Annotated in this window: 13 protein-coding genes; 9 read left to right on the forward strand and 4 right to left on the reverse strand. The window is 59.1% G+C overall.

The genetic code is table 11. The features are described 5' to 3' along the window. Positions 1 to 318 precede the first annotated feature (318 nt). From E4O97_RS16020 to E4O97_RS16030, 3 genes are read left to right on the forward strand one after another with little or no spacing between them, the layout of a single operon-like run. Positions 319 to 1,260, forward strand: a complete 942-nt coding sequence (locus E4O97_RS16020) for a TauD/TfdA family dioxygenase (RefSeq protein WP_248161705.1) — start codon at positions 319 to 321, stop codon at positions 1,258 to 1,260. A 57-nt stretch (positions 1,261 to 1,317) separates the two neighbouring features. Further along, entirely contained in the window at positions 1,318 to 2,166 is an 849-nt protein-coding gene (locus tag E4O97_RS16025) for an EamA family transporter (protein WP_148853579.1), read from the forward strand. Then, positions 2,166 to 3,074, forward strand: a complete 909-nt coding sequence (locus tag E4O97_RS16030; protein ID WP_216091780.1) for a LysR substrate-binding domain-containing protein — start codon at positions 2,166 to 2,168, stop codon at positions 3,072 to 3,074. The genes E4O97_RS16025 and E4O97_RS16030 overlap by 1 nt, the downstream gene beginning before the upstream one ends. A 55-nt stretch (positions 3,075 to 3,129) precedes the next feature. Here the strand turns inward: E4O97_RS16030 and E4O97_RS16035 are convergent, their stop codons facing one another. The 3 genes from E4O97_RS16035 to E4O97_RS16045 all read right to left on the reverse strand — a co-directional run bounded on the left by E4O97_RS16035 (position 3,130) and on the right by E4O97_RS16045 (position 7,189). Beyond that, entirely contained in the window at positions 3,130 to 4,647 is a 1,518-nt protein-coding gene (locus E4O97_RS16035; RefSeq protein ID WP_248161707.1) for a glycosyltransferase family 39 protein, read from the reverse strand. A gap of 21 nt (positions 4,648 to 4,668) precedes the next feature. Then, complete coding sequence (gene arnT / locus E4O97_RS16040; RefSeq protein WP_248161709.1) at positions 4,669 to 6,324, reverse strand: lipid IV(A) 4-amino-4-deoxy-L-arabinosyltransferase; 1,656 nt, start codon at positions 6,322 to 6,324, stop codon at positions 4,669 to 4,671. Between the two features lie 184 nt (positions 6,325 to 6,508). After that, on the reverse strand, positions 6,509 to 7,189 hold the full coding sequence (locus E4O97_RS16045) for a histidine phosphatase family protein (protein ID WP_216091777.1): 681 nt from the start codon (positions 7,187 to 7,189) through the stop codon (positions 6,509 to 6,511). A gap of 273 nt (positions 7,190 to 7,462) precedes the next feature. On the opposite strand from E4O97_RS16045, the gene E4O97_RS16050 reads away from it, so the two are divergent. The 6 genes from E4O97_RS16050 (at position 7,463) to E4O97_RS16075 (ending at position 14,741) form a co-directional block, all read left to right on the forward strand. Beyond that, positions 7,463 to 8,131 carry an ABC transporter ATP-binding protein gene (locus tag E4O97_RS16050; protein WP_216091776.1) on the forward strand — a complete coding sequence of 223 codons (669 nt, stop codon included), beginning with the start codon at positions 7,463 to 7,465 and terminating at the stop codon, positions 8,129 to 8,131. A 1-nt stretch (position 8,132) separates the two neighbouring features. After that, positions 8,133 to 10,595, forward strand: a complete 2,463-nt coding sequence (locus tag E4O97_RS16055) for an FtsX-like permease family protein (protein WP_248161723.1) — start codon at positions 8,133 to 8,135, stop codon at positions 10,593 to 10,595. Beyond that, positions 10,585 to 11,652, forward strand: a complete 1,068-nt coding sequence (locus tag E4O97_RS16060) for a lipocalin-like domain-containing protein (protein ID WP_248161711.1) — start codon at positions 10,585 to 10,587, stop codon at positions 11,650 to 11,652. Before E4O97_RS16055 ends, E4O97_RS16060 begins: the two co-directional genes overlap by 11 nt. 139 nt (positions 11,653 to 11,791) lie before the next feature. Next, entirely contained in the window at positions 11,792 to 12,787 is a 996-nt protein-coding gene (locus E4O97_RS16065; protein WP_216091774.1) for a hypothetical protein, read from the forward strand. A 2-nt stretch (positions 12,788 to 12,789) separates the two neighbouring features. Continuing rightward, positions 12,790 to 13,146: a hypothetical protein gene (locus E4O97_RS16070; protein ID WP_078821772.1), complete on the forward strand. Its 357-nt coding sequence runs from the start codon at positions 12,790 to 12,792 to the stop codon at positions 13,144 to 13,146. A gap of 149 nt (positions 13,147 to 13,295) precedes the next feature. Further along, complete coding sequence (locus E4O97_RS16075) at positions 13,296 to 14,741, forward strand: hypothetical protein (protein ID WP_248161712.1); 1,446 nt, start codon at positions 13,296 to 13,298, stop codon at positions 14,739 to 14,741. 5 nt (positions 14,742 to 14,746) lie between these two features. Here E4O97_RS16075 and E4O97_RS16080 read toward each other — a convergent pair whose 3' ends face one another. After that, positions 14,747 to 15,448 (reverse strand): sterol desaturase family protein, encoded by a 702-nt coding sequence (locus E4O97_RS16080; protein ID WP_223018448.1) that lies wholly within the window; start codon positions 15,446 to 15,448, stop codon positions 14,747 to 14,749. Positions 15,449 to 15,758 lie beyond the last annotated feature (310 nt).

Genomic DNA, 15,758 nt, shown 5'->3' on the forward strand with positions numbered 1-15,758 from the left:
TTGCGCACAACTGGAATCCGGGCGACTAAACCCGATCACTGATGAGCAGTGACGGATCGCAGACTAGCCACCGATTCCAACCGGCACAAGGCGGCGGGGATTGTCTCGGAAATGTCCTGCAATTTAAAGAGAGACGGCTTGCTGGCCCTTTACAAACCATGACAAAACTGCCAGCAGTGACAGCTCATATTTTGGCGTAGGAAAAATCTGTCATGACGAGCGTTGATGGCTACCCTGATGAGGTTTCGCTTTTTCGGACAAGGTTGAGCTTAGTTAAATGGAGGCTCCTACTCACCACCGTAAAGGATTGCGATGAACATGGATGTCAGTCATTTTCGTCAAGAGGCAGCCAAAGTCAGACTTTCAAAAGCCGCATTTGATGAGTTGTTGTGCGCAAAGAATATAGTCGAGTCCAGTGGTCAAGATCATCGCTTCGATACAACACCTGCCTGCATCAATCCGCTTAGCTCACCCATCCTGCATGCGGAATTAAACAATATTCGAAACATGATTGACCATGAAACTTATGTGTTGATCTTGGATGGCTTTAAAGTCGATAGCCTCGCAGTCTTCAAATCACTCATTTGGACATTTGGCTCTTTGCTGGGAAAGCCAATGGTGCAGAATCATCTCGGTCATAAGGTTATTGAAGTATACGATCGGGGCGGTAAGAGTATTGAAGAGGGTGCCAGATACCACCAAACCCGGCAGGGTGCTTACGTACACAACGATGGTGTGAGTGACCCGCTACCTATCGACTATTTGATCTTGGCGTGTGGTCAGAAAGCACTGCTGGGTGGTGAGAGCATTCTGATTGATGCGAGCGCGGTCTACGCAGAGCTGATGACGTTTCCAGGTGTACTGACACAGCTGAAATGCGATTTCTTTTTTGAGAATCGAGGCATGGCCGAGGATGAGACGCTGTTTAAAGCGCCCATCTTGAGTTTTTCAGACGCAGGCATTCCTTTGATCAGGTATTTTCGTGTCTACATTGAGTCGGCTCATCTGAAGGCTGGTGTCCCGTTGACCCTCGCACAAACTCAGGCGCTGAATATACTGGATGCTGTGCTCGACCAGTCTTCAGTCCAACATCGCATACTGCTTGAACCAGGGCAGGTATTGATTTCTGCCGACAACAAGTTCCTGCATACCCGCACGCATTTCATAGACAGGAATGTTCCCTGTGCGCAGATCAATGATGATGAGCGGCTGAGCGATCTCAATCGCTACATGCTACGGATGTGGTTACGCAAGCCATGATGCCTGGCTTGTCCTGCATAACTGATTCCTCCCTGTTTTCAGCAAAAGCCGAGCCCCATGGACAACTCCGATATCGCGATCACCCTGGTCTTGATCTCCGCCTTCATGCACGCCACTTGGAATGCCGTAGTACGCGCCGGAAGCAGTCGCTTTATGACTTTGGCAATGGTCGATGGCACCGCATTGCTGATCTGTCTGGCAGCGCTGCCGTTGGTTCATGTGCCGAGCCTGGAGGTGTGGGGCTATGTGCTGGTTTCCGTAGTGCTCAATACGATCTATCGATTGTTTCTGATCAAGGCTTACGAGACTGGCGATTTCGGTCAGGTTTACCCGGTCATGCGTGGTGTGCCGCCGGTACTGGTTGCGCTTTTTTCCTACTTCTTACTGCATGAGCAGCTGTCGTTTCAGGCGATGGCAGGTGTGCTGATGATTTGCGTGGGGATCATCAGCCTGACATTTGTGCGCAGGATGACGGCGCACATGCTCAAGCCGATCCTGATGGCGGTGTGCGCTGGAGCGTTCATTGCGTCCTATACGGTGGTGGACGCCAAAGGCGTGCGAGCCAGTGAGACGGTGCTGCAATACATCATTTACCTGACCGTATTCCAGAGCATCCCGATCCCGTTATTGGCGTTGATCAAGGCGCGTCCGGCATTCACCCAGGCCATCCGCTGCCACTGGCGGGTGGGAATGTTGGGAGGGGTGTTTTACCTGGCGTCCTACGGCCTGGTGTTGTTTGCGTTGTCCCTGGATGCGGTAGCCAAGGTGTCCGCGTTGCGGGAAACCAGTGTTATTATCGGCACCATTATTGCCGCACTGTTTTTTCATGAACGGTTTGGCTGGCGGCGAATGCTGTCGGCATTCGTCATTGTTGGCGGGATCATCCTGATCAAAGTGAGCAACTGATGGCCCAACGTCCGCCCCCGACCCCTATGCTTCAAGCCTTCGTGAGTGCCGCGCAGACCGGCAGTTTTGCGCGTGCCGCATCCGAGTTGAACCTCACAGCCAGCGCTATCAGTCATCAAATCGCAGGTCTGGAAGATTGGTGGGGGGTGCAGTTGTTCGAGCGCCACTCACGGGGCGTCAAACTCACGGCGGCGGCGCAGGCACTGTTGCCGGTGGCCGAAGGTTTTTTCAAAGACCTGGATGCTGTGCTGCATTCGCTCAGTCCCGGTAAACCTCAACCGCTTTACCTCGCCTGTACGTCCTCTCTGTGCTCAACCTGGCTGATTCCCAGGATGCATGGTTCTCATGCTCACGCGTCGTTCAATCTGGATTTGGTGTTGACCAGCGCGGACATGAGCAGCAGCAGCTTGAGCGCGCATCAGTATGACGTCGCCGTGGTGATGGGGTACGGCGACTATCCGGACCACCATGTCGAGCTTTTGATGCGCGATGCGGTATTCCCTGTATGTTCGCCAGCGTTTGCGCGTATACACGGCGATATTGCCCTGGCGGATATCGCCCAGTACCCATTGATTCATCGGGTGGATGATCAAGTGTGTCCAGGGTGGGAGAGCTGGTTTGCCTTCCAGGGGCTCCCAGCACCGCCCTATCACCATGGCCCACGCTTTCCTGATTCCAGTTTGGCTATCAGCCTGGCGGTAAAAGGCGGGGGAATTGCGTTGGGCAGAACTGCACTGGTACATGACGCGTTGAAGGAGGGAGCCTTGGTTGCGCTGGAAGCTCCTGTGATGATGTCGCCGGCTGCCTATTACATCATTTGCCGAGAGGGTCGTCAGTCGGAGCCGGATATCGCTCGGTTGTTTGATTGGCTCAAGGCGCAGGCTGACGAGTTTGTGCGCGAAGTTTAAATGCACCCCGTAGGGTGCTCACGCCAAGCCTTTGCAAACAGCGCCTCTTCGATTCTCAGCGTTGCATCGGAACAAACGCCACGCTCCCTCCCTCACGCTTCTGAAACAAGCGCTCGCCATTATCCGATTGCGTAGTGACCACTCGATGATCCACGCCCAGAAACGCCAGCGGCATCGGGTCTTCCCTGGAATACTGCGTGACGATAATCGTGTGTTGCGGATCGAACCTTCGGCCGCTGGTCTTTTCCAGCCAGGCCATGAACGCGGCGCTGTCGCCCTGGCGGGGGTAGTCCTGGGTTTCGCTGACGTAGTAGAAGGGCTTGCCGTGGTTTTGCAGGTACATGGGCAGCTTGTTGTCGACCTCCACCAGCACCATTTGCCATTGGTCCCACGGTGCGCTTTTCACGGCTTGGGCTTGCACATCCTCGGCGAAGCGGGTCACGCCGCCGTTGCCGGTAGTCCAGGGGTAGATTACACCCAGCACCAGCAAGAGCAGGCCTGCGCTGATGCCGAAGCCTTTTTGCCAGCGCGGCCAGCTCGCCGGTTTTTTCTTTAGGCGTTCGCTCAGCCACCAGGCGGCGAGCAGTTGAGCAAAGGGCACCAGCGGCAGTACGTAGTAGCTGCGGCGGCTGCCGCTGGCGGTGAAGAACGCAAACAACAGGCCCAGGCCCCACACCAGCCAGCGCACGTTGGGTGGGGTGTGGCGCCAGTGCCGCACCGCCAGCCACAGGCCCAGTAGCCAGCAGGGGGCCCAGGGCAGGGTGTAGACCGGCAGGTAGATCAGGTAGGTGTAGATCGGGCCCATGTGATCGAAGGGATCGAAGAAACGCACCACGTTTTCCCTGAATACCAACGCCAGACCGCTCTCGCCATAAGAAGGCGCGCCGTAGCGGTGAGACAGTACGAAGGGAATCGCGTAAAACGCCGCGGCGATCAGCATGGCCAACAGCAGACGCAGATTGAGGTGGCGTTTGTAGCGCTGCTGGCTGAGCAGGTGCGGCAGCAGCACCAGCCCAGGCAGCACAAAACCGATCAAGCCCTTGAACAGAGACGTCGCTGCCAGCAACAGGAAAAACACCGTGTAGCGCCCAAGCCTGGTGTCTTCCGGTCCGCGCCAATACCACCACACGGCTGCCAGCACGCCGCACACGGTCAGCACGTCGGCCGTGGCGACCCTGGCCCAGAACAGGAAGTAGAAGGTGGTGGCGAGCATCCAGCCGGCGATCAAGCCTGTGCCTTTGCGAAACAGCCGTTCGCCGATCAGGTACACCAGCCAGATACTCAGCCACGCTGCAATCACTGATGACAGGCGCAACGACCATGGGCCAAGGCCGCCCATCAAGCTGGCGAAGCCGGTGATCAGCCAGTAGGAGGGCAGGGGTTTGTCGTAATACGGCGTGCCTTTGAGATACGGGTCGAAGTAATCACCGCTTTGCAGCATCTGCAAGGCGATGTTGGCCCAGCGCGTCTCCGGCCCCCACAGGTCGCGGCTGCCCAGGCCCAGCAGCAAAAGCAAGGCCGAGACGCCCAGCAGTAAAACCAGGGCGCCGCGTTCGGTTTTCCATAGGCTCATGGGCTGTTCCTGCAAAGGCGATCAAGGTTGTTGGGGGTAAATCGTCAGTACCAGGTTGCCCTTGCGATAGCGCTTGCCGCCGGGCGGCAATTGCCCTTCTTCGCGGTGCTCGCTGGTGCTGCGGACCCGCATCAGCACGCCCACCGAACCTCGATCGCGGGCTTCGGCCAACCAGGCTTGCACGTTGTCGAGTGTGACCTTGCGGTGCGCCGCTTCTTCGTAATGCAAGCCGTAGCGCAGCTCGCCCTCGGTGCCGTAAAACGCTACCTCTGGCTCACGCAGGCGCCATGACAATGCCGATGCCAGGCCCAGTTCGTTGCTCAGCAAAGCACGGGTTTGTTGCAGTTCGTCCAGGTGCTCAAGCACGAACTGGTCGGGCATTTCGTTATCCGCTATCAACTGCGGCATTCCCGCCGGCAGCAGGGCTACCAGCAAGCCAATGCCCAGCGCCGGCATCGCCCACAACGTCAGCGGGCGCACCGCTTGCAACAGGTTGGCGAGGATCCAGCCCAGCAGCACGATAAAAGCCAGGGACAGGCTGAACATCTCGGCGTGGCTGTTGCCGTACAGCGGGTCGGTGATTTGCAGGTAAATCAGCCCGACCATGGCCGCCATGCCGAGAACGAAATTGACCGTGCCGTTGATCACAATCGTACGTGCCTTGCCTTGCTTGATCAGGTCGATCAAGCCGTGGCCCATCAGCAGCGCCAGGGGCAGCAGGCAGGGCATGATGTAGGTCGGCAACTTGCCTTTGCTCAGGCTGAAAAAGCCCAGGGGCAGCAGCCACCACAGGGCGAGAAAGGCAATCGCCGGCTGGCGTTTTTCTTTCCAGGCCTTGCACAGTGTTGTCGGCAGCAATGCGGCCCACGGCAGACACGCCACGACCATGATCGGCAGGAAGAACCAGAACGGCCGCGCATGTTGCGCATTGTCGGAGGCGAAGCGGCGAATGTGTTCGTGCCAGAAGAAAAAGCGCCAGTAATCCGGTTCCCGCACATGGATCGCCAATGCCCACGGCAGGCAAACCAGTACCGCGACCATAATCGCCACCGGCCCGTAGCGCAGCAACTCACCGACGCGGCACTGCCAGATCAGGTAAGGCACCGCGACCAATACCGGCAGCAGCCATGCCAGAAACCCCTTGGTCATGAACCCCATGCCGCACGCCAGCCCCAACAAGGCCCAGCAACCCAGACGCCCACGTAAGGTGGGGCTGTCGAGAGCAAACCACAGGGCGACCAGGCTCAGGTTGGCCCACAAGGTAAATTGCGGATCAAGGTTGGAATACCCGGCTTGCCCGGCCACCAAGCCAAAGCTCATATAGAGCAGGGCGCAGGCGAAGCTTTTACGTGGGTCGTTCCACAGGCGCCGCGCGATCAGGTAGGCCAGTAGCACACTCAACGCCGTGGCCAGGACCGAGGCAATACGCACGCCGAACAGGTTTTCGCCAAACACCGCCTGGCCCAGGGCAATCAGCCAATAGCCCGCGGCGGGCTTTTCGAAATAACGCACGCCCATAAAGTGCGGCGCTACCCAGTTGCCGCTCATCAGCATTTCCTGGCTGACCTGGGCATAACGGGTTTCATCCGGAATCCACAGGCCGTGAAAGCCCAGGGGCAGCAAGAAAAAAACGGCAAAGCCCAGGATTAACCAGAGCAGAGGGTTCAGGCGGGTCATGAGCACGTCGCTCCATGACGTTCAAACAGGTGCAAGAAGAGTATTGAATTAATCGGGCCGAGCATCGTGATGTTCACTGAATCAATGAGGGGGGGAACCTAACTAAGAGGCGCAACTGAACATGCCAGAACAGGGCTGTCGTTTTGCTGAACGTAATAGCTGCTGGATAGGTAAATAAGTGTAATTAAAGTTGTTTAAGTACTGCGGCCCATTGCTGGATTTTCAGAGTGCCCATTGCCTCAAGTTTGCCGTTGGGCAATACCTTGACGAACAGTGCACTGCCATATTCGGCCGCTGCGGCATGGGGAAAGCCCAGGCTCGTCTGGAAGTCGCTCATGCAGGCGCTGTGGGTGATCAACATCAGGTTGCGACTCGGCTGTTTATGGCTGAGGATTTCCTCCGCCATGGCAGCCCCGCAAATGGCGAGCGGGCCCGGGGACAGCTCGGTCTTGCCGAACATGAACAGCGAGGTTTGGGCAGTGCGCGTGGTCGGGCTGCTCAGCACGTCGGTGGCCTCCATGCCCAATGAATCAAAGGCTTTGCCCAGTTCGGTCGCGCGTTGCGTGCCCTGGATCGTGAGGCCGCTGACAGGGCCGAAACAAGGATTTTTCGAGCGGTCGCAGCGTTCTTCATGACGCACCAGAACCACCAGGTCGCCCTGGCGCCAACTGGCGAGCACCCCGGAGGTGACCAGGCGATTGCCGACACCCAGGTCAAGCGGGGAAGAGGGCCACAATAGAAAACCTGTGAGCAGCAGGCCGATGACGCTGATGCCCAGCACAGGCAGGCGGTATTTTTTCAGGCGCTTCAACCTTGCCCATTTGGGTTTTGGATTGGCCAGGATCATGTCTGCCACGCTATTCACCCTCGGCCCTTTAGTTGTGCTTATAACCAGTGAAGTTAATGGGCGATCGCCCGTTGTGGAGCAGCAGCCTGTCACAGTGCTGCTGTCTTTTTGCTGAACATCCGCGTCGTAAAAAGTGTGAGTATTAGTAACTAACAAGTTGCGAGTTATCACCGCTGGGAGCGCACTTTAAAGTGTCGAGGATGGGCAGGCGGTGAAATCCATGTGAAAAATTTGCGTGGGCATGTCCCTCAGCCGTTATTCTCGTTGGCAGTCCTTCAAATGAGCGTTCCTATGTTGCAGGTACAAGGGGTTATCAAACACTACGCCACTCCCCAAGGTCCGCTGGCCGTGCTGGCCGGTGTCGACCTGTACCTGGGGGCGCGCAGCAGTCTGGCGCTGATGGGCGAGTCGGGCAGTGGCAAAAGCACCTTGCTGCACCTGGTGGCCGGCCTGGATCGGATCGACGGCGGCAGCATCCGCATTGGCGAGCAGCGCTTGGACCAGCTCAACGAAGGGCAACTGGCCCATTGGCGCCGTACCGAAATCGGCCTGGTGTTCCAGCAGTTCAACCTGATCGGCAGCTTGCGTGTGGAGGACAACCTGGCATTCCAGGCGCGCCTGGCGGGGCGCTTCGATCCGCATTGGCAGGCGCAGTTGGTGGAACGTCTGGGGCTGGGCGATTTGCTCAAGCGTTATCCGGAGCAACTGTCCGGCGGTCAGCAGCAGCGGGTGGCGGTAGGGCGGGCGCTGGCCTCGCGTCCGGGTTTGCTGTTGGCCGATGAGCCCACCGGCAACCTCGACGAAACCACCAGCGATGAGGTGCTGCAGTTGCTGTTGGATCTGCTGCAGGACAGCCCTACCAGCCTGTTGATGGTTACCCACAGCCCACGCCTGGCCGCACGCCTGGACCAGCAGGTGCTGCTGCACCATGGCCGTGTCGTACCGATGGACGCGCGCTGAGATGGCGGTGTTCTGCTGGGCGTTGCGTGCGTTGTTGAGCCACTGGCGACGCCATCCGGTGCAGTTTTTCAGCGTACTGACCGGCCTGTGGCTGGCTACCGCATTATTGACGGGCGTGCAGGCGCTCAACAGCCAGGCACGGGACGGCTATGCGCGCGCCAGCCAATTGATCGGCGGCGAACCGCAGGCCAGCTTGAGCGCACCGGACGGGGCCGCCTTCCCCCAAGCGTTGTTTGCGCAATTGCGCCGCGCCGGGTGGCCGGTGTCACCGGTGGTGCAGGGGCGGGTGGTACTCAAGGGGCATGAGGAGCAGCGGCTGCAATTGATGGGCATTGAGCCGGTATCGTTACCTGGCAGCGGCAGCGTGGCCGGGCAGCGCTTGAGCCAGGCACAGATGCTGGCGTTTTTCCAGGCGCCGGGGCGTACCTGGGTTGCCGCGCAAACCTTGGAGGCGCTCGGTTTGCACGCAGGCGAACAACCGCTGACGGCCAGCGGGCAGCGCTTGCCGCCGTTGCAGGTTCAGCCGGACATGGCCCCCGGTATGCTGCTTACCGATATCGGTTTTGCCCAACCCGTGCTGAACATGCAGGGGCGGCTGTCGCGCTTGCTGCTGGACAACGCCTTCGCCGCCCGCCATCCCCAAGCGCCCGCCGGGTTGCAACTCAAGCAGGGCGAGGACAACAACCTCTCACGTCTCACCGAAAGCTTTCATCTGAACCTCGACGCCTTGGGCTTTTTGTCCTTCGTGGTCGGGTTGTTTATCGTGCACGCAGCCATCGGCCTGGCCCTGGAACAACGGCGGGGTCTGTTGCGCACTTTGCGTGCCTGCGGGGTCAGTGCGCGAATGCTGATCCTGAGCCTGGGGGTCGAACTGGGATTTCTGGCATTGCTGGGCGGTGTACTCGGGGTCGCCAGCGGTTACCTGCTGGCCAGCCTGTTGCTGCCGGACGTCGCCGCCAGCTTGCGCGGCCTGTACGGGGCCGAAGTGGCAGGTCAACTGAGCTTGAGCCCGGGGTGGTGGCTTGCAGGGCTGGGCTTGAGCCTGCTCGGCGCCTTGCTCGCAGGGGCCAGCAGCCTGTGGCGTGCGGCGCGTTTGCCGTTGCTGGCGCTGGCCAATGCACAAGCCTGGCATGAGGCCCACGGGCGCTGGTTGCGGCGCCAGGGTTGGGTGGCGGTTGCGGCGCTGCTCATTGCACTGCTGGCCCTGGAGTTGGGCAACAGCCTGGCCGCCGGATTCGTGCTGATGGCGGCCTTGCTGCTGGGCGCTGCACTGGGTTTGCCGGTGTTGCTCAATGCGCTGTTGAACGGCGTGCTGGGGCGCAGTCGTTCGGTACTGGGCCAGTGGTTCCTCGCCGACTGTCGCCAGCAACTGCCAGCCTTGAGCTTGGCACTCATGGCGCTGTTGCTGGCCCTGGCGGCCAATATTGGCGCAAGCTCCATGACCTCGGGTTTTCGCCAGACCTTCAACCACTGGCTGGAACAACGCCTGACCGCCGAGCTTTACCTCAACCCGCAAAATCCGGCTCAGGCGCAGCAACTGCACACATGGTTGGCACAGCAGCCGTTGGTGCAGGCGGTGCTGCCCAGCTGGCAGGTCGCGGTGCAGTTGCAAGGCTGGCCGGCGGAGCTGTTTGGTGTGGTCGACAACCCCACCTATCGTCAGCACTGGCCGTTGCTGGAGGCGACGAGCACACCCTGGGACCGCTTGCTGCAAGACGATAGCGTGATGCTCAGCGAGCAGTTGGCGCGGCGCTTGAACGTGCGCCTGGGCGACAGGGTTCAAGTCCCCACCCCGCAGGGCACATGGGCACCGGAAATCGTCGGAATCTACGCCGACTATGGCAACCCCAAGGGCCATATGCTGGTCAACGCCAAGCACCTGTTGGCTCATTGGCCGACGCTGTCACCGGTGCGATTCAACCTGCGCGTGGCGCCCCAGGATGTGCAGCCGCTGGTGGGTGAAGTGCAGCGCGAGTTTGCCCTGGAAGACAGCCGTATCGTCGATCAACAACAACTCAAGGGGTGGTCCAGCCAGGTCTTCGAACGCACCTTCGCCGCCACTGCTGCGTTGAACAGTCTGACCCTGGGCGTGGCGGGCGTGGCATTGTTCATCAGCCTGCTGACCCAGAGCCAGAGTCGCCTCGGGCAACTTGCGCCGTTGTGGGCGCTGGGGGTGACACGCCGCCAACTGATGCTGCTCAACCTTGGCCAGACCTGGCTGCTGGCGGTACTGACGCTGGTCCTTGCGTTGCCGTTGGGGCTGTTGCTGGCGTGGTGCCTGGATGCGGTGATCAACGTCCAGGCGTTCGGCTGGCGCCTGCCGTTGCAGGTATTCCCCGGGCAGCTTGCGCAGTTGATGGGGCTGGCGTTGCTTGCGACATTGCTGGCCTCGGCCTGGCCGCTATGGCAGCTCTACCGCAGCCGCCCGGCGGATTTGTTGAGGACCTTTGCAAATGAAGATTAAAGCGTTGGCGTGGGGGGTGTTGCTGCTGCTGTTGAGTGCCTGTGACAAGCCGCCTGCACCCGAGGAAAGCTTCGCCGGGCTGGGCAGCGATGCGGCGGAATTTGCCCAAGTGGTCCCCGGCAAAGTCTTCAGCTTCCCCGAAGATCACGGCCCGCACCCAGGCTTTCGCATCGAATGGTGGTACGTCACCGCCAACCTCAAGGATGCCCAGGGCAATGTGTTCGGCGTGCAATGGACCTTGTTTCGCAACGCCGTGAATGCCGGGCCGATGCAGCAAGGCTGGCGCGACTCCACCATCTGGCTCGGCCACGCCGCCGTCACCAGCGCCACCCACCACTACGCCGCCGAACGCTTCGCCCGTGGTGGTGTCGGCCAGGCCGGAGCGCAAGCGTTGCCGTTCAACGCCTGGATCGACGATTGGAACTTCGCCACCCGCCCAGGCGCCACTAGCGCTCTGGCCGATATGCAACTCAAGGCCAGTGGCGGGCAATTCGCCTACGACCTGCAACTGACCTCCAGCCGCCCGTTGGTGCTGCAAGGCGACAACGGCTACAGCCGCAAATCCGACCAGGGCCAGGCGTCGTACTACTACAGCCAGCCGTTTTTCACTGCCACCGGCAGCATCAGTATCGACGGCCAGACGTACGAAGTCAGCGGCCCGGCCTGGCTCGACCGCGAATGGAGCAGCCAACCCCTGGCCGCCAGCCAGACCGGCTGGGACTGGTTCTCCCTGCACCTGGACCGGGGCGCGCAACTGATGCTGTTTCGCGTGCGAGACAAAGACGGCGGTGGGTACCTCATCGGAACCTGGATCGACGCCCAGGGCCGCACCGAGACCCTGCACAACGCAGATATTCAACTGGCGCCGCTGACCAGAACCGAGATTGACGGGCGCAGCATTCCCACGCGCTGGTCGCTGAAGATCCCCGGCAAACACCTGGACATCACCACCGAGGCGGTCAATCCGCAAGCGTGGATGAACCTGGGGATTCCCTACTGGGAAGGGCCGGTGAAGTTCGAGGGTGGGGTGGGGTATTTGGAGATGACGGGGTATTAGGGCGTCTTCCGTAGGCGCTTATCTTTTGCTGTGTAGGCAACTTCCCAAACGTATTGTTTGACCCCCGCCTGCTTGTGTCCGGGCTGTAGGCGCTTGCTTATATTTCGATGCCATCTTCATGGCATTCGAGATGTAAGGCATGGCGCAGGCATACCTCAACGACCGCACCACGGACTACCTCAGTTTGAAGTCCAGGCTAATGGGTGGGGCGTTGAATCGGCAGCGCTCTGATCATTTCGATGTGTTGAATCGGCACCTGCGCCATAAGCTGGTGACGCCAGGACAGTTGGTGATTATTCCTGATAATTACAGCGTAACTTGCAGTGCCGAAGAAGCCTGGTTGATGCGCTATGCCGAAGAAATTCGCCGGGGACTGGCACTGGATGCGTCGGCTGGGCCAGCAGTGATCAATGACTATGACCTGCTGCAGAGCCTGTTGGGGTATGGCTCGATAGGCGTGGGGAGTGCGACATCTGCGTGGGGGCGACATCTGGATGAGGTGGTGCTTACGCTCGAGTCGATTGAACAGTTACATCAGCGGTTGAAAGGGGGTGGCTTGGACCGGGTTGAGTTTGTTCGACAACGGCAGATGCTGTTCGGGAACCTGGATAGGCAACTGCAAGGTGCAGCGCGGTTTGGGACAGGGCTGAGGGGGAATCAGTCATTGAAAAAGGTGCTTGGCGTTTCAACCAAGAGCTACCTGCATAAAGGCGAAATAGCAGGGTATGCACAGCGGATCGGGGCAGTTGCGCAGGCTTCGAAATGGCTGGGGAATGGGACTTATGTAGGGCTGGCGATGGATGTAGGCGTGGCGGGTTTGGAAATCAGGGAGGCGTGTGTGGTGGGAAGGGAGGTGCAATGCAAAAGAGCGAAATATGTGGAGACGGGGAGGTTGGTGGGTGGGGTGGTAGGGGCTGCTGGCGCAGGGGGGCTTGGTGCTGAGTTAACACGCCGTGCATGCAACATTTTTCTAGGTGTCGCGACGAGAGGAACCGGTGCTCTGACCTGCGCAATAATTGGGGGGGCGATGGCAGGGTATCTAGGAGGTAAGAAGGGCGGGGATGGTGGGGCGTTCCTGGGTGGAAAAATTGTAGAGAACAACGGTGATTTGATATTCCAGCCAGGGGGGGCTTGAGCATGGATTTTTTTCTCGCCTATACCGCTGTGATGATTATCGGGACGTTTGTGGTTTTGGGACTGATACTTTTTTTCGAACGAACAAAACTCGATGAGTTGGAAGGTTACTTCAGTGAAAACCCGCAGGTCCGTAAACATCGGCAACGCTGGGGACGAAACCAGCGGTTTATCAGATTTCATCGTATGTGTCTGATGATTGATATCCTTCGCGCGCCAGAAAGCTCCGTGAAAGAAGGCTTTATGACTGAGGCAGAGTCAGCCGCCATTCCGTCAGCGCTCAGGCGTTGGGCTGTATGGCCTTATCGCCTTGCGATGATTTGGGCTATCAGTTGGGGCTATTGGTGCACCTGGCTTTAGAGGTGCTCGCTTCCACGACCTGAATACCATGGTTCACATTTTTTAAAAAATACTGTTCATGCGTACAGTATTGTCCTACAGTCCATCCTAGGTGACCGGATGTCACCGGTCACCTGAGCTTCAATTTTTTAACTATGGATGGATAAAAAATGAAATCGAAAAAAGCCCTTATGCTAGGCGCGGCCATGATGGCCTCCTGCTTTGTTTCGGCCTTTGTCCTGGCCGAGCAAACCCCTCCCAAGCTCAGTGCGCAGACGGTCAAGCAGGCCGTGGACAAAGCGTTGAAACAAGGTGGCACAGTGGAGAAGGCCATTGTCTCGGACGCACTCAAGCAAAAGCTCGATGCAGCCAAGGCCGGCAAGCCCAAGGTGTCAGCCGGCAAGGCAATTGCCAGTAATGCGGTGGTTGATGCCAAGGTAGGCGAGTTGGTAAAGCCCGATCAGGCGAAACTCAAGGAAGCGGCGGTTGCTGCCTTCACTCCGCTGTTTCCAACTCTGGATATCAACACCCTTTACACGCTGACCGGGGTGGAGACCGGCGCGCAGATCGCCTACCACTTCAACCTGCCGAAGAATGCGCGAATTCAGGTGCAGTTGTTGAACCAGAGTGTCGGCACGGACATGTCGCTGACCCTGTTCCACGATGACGGGCAGGGTAATCTGACCCCGTTGGGCACGTCTGATAACGCCGGCAATGCCGATGAGTACCTCAACGGTGTATTGCCGGCCGGTGACTACTACTGGTTCATGGTGGCCAATGCCGCGAGCAACTCGCAGTTCAGCTTCGGCGTGGCGGTAGACAGCAACATTGATGCCTACGAGCCCAACGATACCGAGCAAACCGCATTTGCCCTGCCGGATGCGCTGAATCAGGTGACCGGTAACCTCGACAGCGTCAATGATGTGGATTACTTCTCCTTCACGTCGCTGCGTGGCCAGGGTGTCGGCATGTTCCTGGGTGATGATGGTGCGGGTACGCGCAACCAGTGGATCTTCGAGCGTTTCGACGGTAATAACTGGGTAGTGATTCAGCCGGATTCCACCTCCACCTATCCGAACCTGACGCCGGGCTACACGGTCAAGGTACGTGTGCGGGCGAACCCGGCGGTGGCGTTGAACCCTCAGGCGCAGTACAAGTTGACCCTGGGTTCGGCGCCTCGCTTGAACCAGCACAACGTGAACGGCGATAACGTAGTGCGCATTCCCAGCTCGATCTTCCAGCTGGCCACCCAGGCAGCCCGCAATCTGAGCTGGAGCACCCAATGGTCGGACAGCACCGGTGAGCCATTGCGCGGGGTCACCCCAGTGCTGCGGGTCGACAAGCACTTTGGTGCAACTTACAACTGGGTCAACTATGAGGCCAAGACCGGCATCACGGGTGCAGCTTCGGGCAATGTCGCCTTGGGCACTTGCTCCGGCGACTATAAAGTGCGGTACCCGGACAGCGCGTCGGGCCAGACCTACAACTGGGAAACCTGGTTCAACGAAGGTGGCTGGCGCATCGAGCTCAAGGAGTTTCCGGGTGTGGGCGTAGGCGGCAATATCACCCAATACGTCAGCCTGGGCCACATTTGCAGCCAGACCATCGTGCGCTGATTGATCTAGGAATGTGAAGCAGGGGGCAGTCCATCTGGGCTGCTCCCTTTTTTTGTGGCCGGCTCCCAATGCAGCGTGCCAAACAGGTAATCCATCAACGGCAACACGATATTGAAATTGCGCCCCTGCATCAGCTCGCGACGGTGATGCAGGGCGTGCAGGCGATGCATTTGGCGAATCCACGGCAGGCGCGCCACCGGGTGTTCAGCGGGCAAGTGTTCGCAGGCGTGGAACACCTCGTAGAGCAGGTAGCCGAGGATCATGCACCCGGCAAACAACCCCGCCACGTTGGGGTTCAGTTGCTTGAGCAGCCACCAGCCGGGAAGGGTGATGGCCAGGCTGTGCAGTACGATCAGCCAGGCGGGGAACAGGATGACGCGCCAGTCACGCGGGCTGTCGTAGGTCATGTGGCCGGGCGTGAAGAAACTGTGGTGATCGCCGGTGTGGCGCGCGTAGAACAGCCGGGCGAATGAGTGTTTGTGATGGCCGAGATGACGGTGCACGAGGTAGATGCACAGGTTGAAGAACACCAGCGTCAAGGGCACCGTCAGCCACTGCAGGGCGGTGATCTGTGCGGTGGAGGACCAGGCCAGGGTGATACAGGTGATGCCGTAGCCGAGGACGAACGCGGCGTGTAGCCAGGGGTTGTAATGGCGACTCACGTTGGCGCGGTAGCGGCTGCGGAACGTTTCGGTGAGATGGGGCATGGCGGGCTGCTCGCTGTTTTTGTTCGAGATTGAGCTTAGTGGGTGGGGAGGAATGTGCGAGCTTTTACTGGGGGCATGGGTATTTACACAACTTTGGCGTTACGCCGGACCTGTGGGAGGGGGCTTGCTCCCGATGGCGGCCTCGGGGCCGACCAGGATGCTGGATCAGACCGAGTACATATCCGTTATTTGGGTAACGGCTGATATTGGTTCCGCTTTTACAGCGGGTCACTTTTGAAAAAAGCGCAAAAGTAACCCAAACGCTCTTGCCCCACCACTCGGCACCTCGCCTAGGCTCGGTGTGCCCGTA

Source organism: Pseudomonas sp. W15Feb34 (assembly GCF_023127765.1).
Taxonomy (GTDB): Bacteria; Pseudomonadota; Gammaproteobacteria; order Pseudomonadales; family Pseudomonadaceae; genus Aquipseudomonas; species Aquipseudomonas synxantha_A.